Genomic DNA, 541 nt, shown 5'->3' with positions numbered 1-541 from the left:
GGAAGAAAAAGAAGAAAAAAAGAAAAGGAAGAGAGAAAGAGAGGAGAGGAAGAAGAGAGAAGAAGGAAGAGAGAAAGAGAGGGAAGGGGGAGGAAAGGGGGAGGAAAAGGGAAGAGAAAAAGGGGAGGGAAAGAGGGGGGAAAGAGGAAAGGGAGGGGAAGAGGAAAAAAAGAAAGAAGGAAAGGAGGGAGGAGAAGGGAGAAAAAAGAGGAGGGGAGAGAGGGAGGAAGAAGAAAAGGAAAGGAGGAAAGAAAGGGGAAGAAAAGAGGAAAGAAAGGAGGGAAAAGAGGGGGAAAGGGAGGGAAAGAAAGAGGAAGAAAAGAGAGAAGGGGGGGGGGAGAAAGAAAGGAAAGAGGGGGAAAAGAAGGGAGAAGAAAGGGAGAAAGAAAGAGAAGGGAAAGAGGAGGGGGAGAAAGAGAAGGGGAAAGGGAGGGAGAAAAGGAAAAAGAAGGGAAGGAAGGAGGAAAGGAAAGGAAAGGGGAAGAAAAAGAGGAAAGGAAGACGGAAGGAAGGGGGGAAGACGGAGCAAAGCCGAGAAACT

At 48.1% G+C, this 541-nt stretch carries 1 protein-coding gene; it reads left to right on the top strand.

All coding sequences use genetic code 11. The annotated features are described in order from the left end of the window. Positions 1 to 541: hypothetical protein (locus tag LK536_RS58490; protein WP_506092301.1), on the top strand; the 541-nt coding region annotated here is incomplete at both ends.

This window comes from Clostridium pacaense, from assembly GCF_020709765.2.
Taxonomy (GTDB): Bacteria; Bacillota; Clostridia; order Lachnospirales; family Lachnospiraceae; genus Enterocloster; species Enterocloster hominis.
This window is presented reverse-complemented; position numbering and strand designations above follow the sequence as displayed.